We start from the raw sequence: 3,097 nt of genomic DNA, 5'->3' as shown, positions 1-3,097 counted from the left end.
GGGTTTATTATCTGTCATTCCAAAAGCGTCCAACAGATATTTCATCACTGATGATAAAAATGAAAGAGAAGTCCGCTGGCGGATATTCCTACGTAAATGAAAGTAAGAGTCAGCACATTTTCTGATGAATATTGTATTATCACTTGCCGCCATGAACGTTATGTTCATCATCAAAACAATTGTTTGTTAAATGTTATTTAGAGTATATGAAAATGAAAAAAATCTTACTTCCTCTTCTAGGCCTGTTTTTTACTGTGAGCGTTCAGGCAGCAACATTTACCGATGGCAAAGAATATATTTCACTTGAAAAGCCAGTTGCGTCAGCGCCCGCTGCGCTTAAGTTTTTTTCATTTTATTGCCCTTCATGCTACCAGTATGATGAAGTTCTGGAAGTCACTGATAATGTGAAAAAAGCATTACCTACTGATGTCAAACTCACTGAGTATCACGTCGATTTCTTAGGCCCGTTGGGGCCGGAGATGACACACGCCTGGTCTGTCGCTATGCTGTTAAACGTGGAAGATAAAGTAAAACCTTTACTGTTTGATGCCGTGCAGAAAAAACAAACTGTTAAAACAGCAGATGATATCCGCAATGTATTTATCCGCGCTGGTGTCAGTGCAAACGACTATGATGCTGCGTGGAATAGCTTTGCCGTAAAATCATTAACGGCGAAGCAACAGGAGTTGGCTAAAGCGGTAGACCTGAAAGGTGTACCGGCTATCTTTATCAAGGGTAAATATATGATTAACCCGAAAGGATTAAAATCAGATAACGTTAACGCTTTTGTCCAGAACTACGCTGAGACCGTTCGTTTTCTTTTTTCCAAGCCTTGATAAGCCGTTAATATTACTGACGCACCATCAACAAGAGCCAGAGCCTGTTCTGGCTCTTGTTCCTACAGGCGGAATTATTGACAGTTAACTGTCATATACGCTGGCAGAACCTTATTCAGAAGCGTAATCCTTCAAAACAGTGGCAACACGTATTCTGTAGTATGAAAAAATCAACTGCTTACCCTCCTGCTGTGCGGCCTGATGCCTGACGTTGCATTTCCACCTGAGCACTGCATCTTCATCCTCCCACCATGAAAGTGACAGCATTTTCCCGGGCGTATAAATGCTCTGAAATCGTTCGATAGAAATGAACCCAGGGATCTCTGCCAACAACGGCTTCAGCTCTGAGGCCAGTTGAAGATATCGCTCTCCTGTCTGAGGATACACATCTGCTTCAAAAATAACGGCGATCATTCAGTATCTCTCCCTTGTTAATTTCAGCCACTCTATTGCCGGATTAAATGCGATGCTTCGCTCAACAACGAACAGTCTGGTGAAAAGGAGAATGTGAGTGTGATAGGTAAATAAACAAGCAGGCTCACCACATTAGCCGGTGACCCTTTTATGACCTGCGCCCCCCTTTTTCATGGTTGGCATTCGTGCCTATCAGGATTACCCTAAACTTAACGGTGATACCTTTTGAGAGGGATTGCCTTCTTCATGTGTTGATTTACACGAGAGAACGCTATGGAATTAAAGGATTATTACGCCATTATGGGCGTGAAGCCGACAGACGATCTCAAGACAATCAAGACCGCCTACCGTCGTCTCGCGCGAAAATACCATCCCGATGTCAGCAAAGAAACCGACGCTGAAGCCCGTTTTAAAGAAGTTGCCGAAGCCTGGGAAGTACTGAGCGATGAACAGCGACGCGCCGAATACGACCAGTTGTGGCAGCATCGCAACGACCCGCAGTTTAATCGTCAGTTCCGGCAAGGAGAAGGTCAACGCTACAACGCTGAAGATTTCGACGATATCTTCTCTTCAATTTTTGGCCAGCACGCACATCAGTCACGGCAGCGCCACGCCAGTCGCGGACATGATATTGAAATTGAGGTCGCCGTTTTCCTCGAAGAAACCCTTGCTGAGCATAGCCGCACCATCAGTTACAATCTGCCGGTGTACAATGCATTTGGCATGATCGAGCGGGAAATCCCCAAAACCCTCAACGTTAAGATCCCGGCCGGTGTCGGCAATGGGCAGCGCATTCGCCTGAAAGGTCAGGGAACCCCTGGTGAAAACGGTGGCCCGAACGGTGATTTGTGGCTGGTGATTCATATCGCACCGCATCCGCTGTTTGATATTGTTAATCAGGATCTGGAGGTTGTCGTTCCGCTCGCCCCATGGGAAGCCGCATTGGGCGCAAAAGTGACTGTACCAACACTCAAAGAGAGTATTTTGCTGACCATCCCCGCAGGAAGCCAGGCTGGACAGCGATTACGTATCAAAGGCAAAGGTCTGGTCGGTAAAAAACATACTGGCGACCTGTACGCGGTCATCAAAATCGTGATGCCGCCGAAACCTGACGACAACAGCGCCGCCTTGTGGCAACAGCTGGCGGATGCGCAGAAGTCCTTTGATCCGCGTAAAGAGTGGGGGAAAGCATAATGGCTAACGTGACCGTTACCTTTACCATTACCGAGTTTTGTCTGCATACCGGTGTTTCTGCAGAGGAACTGAATGAAATTGTCGGTTTAGGGGTAATCGAACCCCGTGAAGATGAGACCTTTGATGACCATGCGCTGACCGTGGTGCAACGCGCACTGCGTCTGCGCCATGAACTGGCGCTTGACTGGCCAGGAATTGCCGTCGCACTGACCCTGCTCGAGGAGAACGCGCAACTGCGGCAGGAAAACCGCCTTTTGCGCCAACGCCTGTCCCGATTTATTAGCCATCCGTGAATATATTAAGGGTGCGGCGTTGAGCCGCACCTACAGATTTGCAGGGCGTATTTTTTATAAAGAACCCAACTCATCAGATTCGATTTCTCAGCTACGGATTGTTGAGCTCAATACCCGCCCGGCAGATATTCAGAAAAACTGCGGATATCGGCCCCCCCTTCACGCCCTGACCGTACAAAAATTCCGGCAGAAATTTTACAGCCCGGTTTTCGTAACCAGAACGAAACCGGGGTGCGTCTGTCTGGCCTGCAGTTTTTTCAGAAAGTGTGATTTTGCTGACATGATGTTATCTGGCCTTTCACGCTGGAGAGAAAAAAGAAGAGTCATATCCTGGAGGTATTCCCGAGATACTGCTGTTGC

4 protein-coding genes are annotated in these 3,097 nt (G+C 47.4%); 3 read left to right on the top strand and 1 reads right to left on the bottom strand.

Features of this window, described 5'->3' with window-relative positions; all coding sequences use genetic code 11:
* The first annotated feature begins 212 nt into the window (after window positions 1-212).
* Complete coding sequence (dsbA, locus tag NNO02_RS22900; RefSeq protein ID WP_271449344.1) at window positions 213-836, top strand: thiol:disulfide interchange protein DsbA; 624 nt, start codon at window positions 213-215, stop codon at window positions 834-836.
* Between the two features lie 111 nt (window positions 837-947).
* Here the strand turns inward: dsbA and NNO02_RS22895 are convergent, their stop codons facing one another.
* Entirely contained in the window at window positions 948-1,250 is a 303-nt protein-coding gene (locus NNO02_RS22895) for an antibiotic biosynthesis monooxygenase family protein (RefSeq protein WP_271449343.1), read from the bottom strand.
* 273 nt (window positions 1,251-1,523) lie between these two features.
* Between NNO02_RS22895 and cbpA the strand changes: the two genes are divergently transcribed.
* Entirely contained in the window at window positions 1,524-2,444 is a 921-nt protein-coding gene (gene cbpA / locus NNO02_RS22890) for a curved DNA-binding protein (RefSeq protein ID WP_271455836.1), read from the top strand.
* The gene (gene cbpM, locus NNO02_RS22885) at window positions 2,444-2,737 is read left to right on the top strand and encodes a chaperone modulator CbpM (protein ID WP_137382861.1); all 294 of its coding nucleotides are present in this window, start codon (window positions 2,444-2,446) and stop codon (window positions 2,735-2,737) included. Before cbpA ends, cbpM begins: the two co-directional genes overlap by 1 nt.
* Window positions 2,738-3,097: the final 360 nt, after the last annotated feature.

The organism is Citrobacter sp. Awk 2 (genome assembly GCF_028069815.1).
Classification (GTDB): Bacteria; Pseudomonadota; Gammaproteobacteria; order Enterobacterales; family Enterobacteriaceae; genus Citrobacter.
Note: the sequence above shows the minus strand (reverse complement) of the source record. Positions and strands in the feature narration are given on the sequence as shown.

Bases quoted from the DNA above. Each gene is read 5' to 3' on its own strand.
- cbpA (WP_271455836.1), top strand. From the start codon at position 1,524: ATGGAATTAAAGGATTATTACGCCATTATGGGCGTGAAGCCGACAGAC.
- dsbA (WP_271449344.1), top strand. From the start codon at position 213: ATGAAAAAAATCTTACTTCCTCTTCTAGGCCTGTTTTTTACTGTGAGC.
- cbpM (WP_137382861.1), top strand. From the start codon at position 2,444: ATGGCTAACGTGACCGTTACCTTTACCATTACCGAGTTTTGTCTGCAT.
- NNO02_RS22895 (WP_271449343.1), bottom strand. From the start codon at position 1,250: ATGATCGCCGTTATTTTTGAAGCAGATGTGTATCCTCAGACAGGAGAG.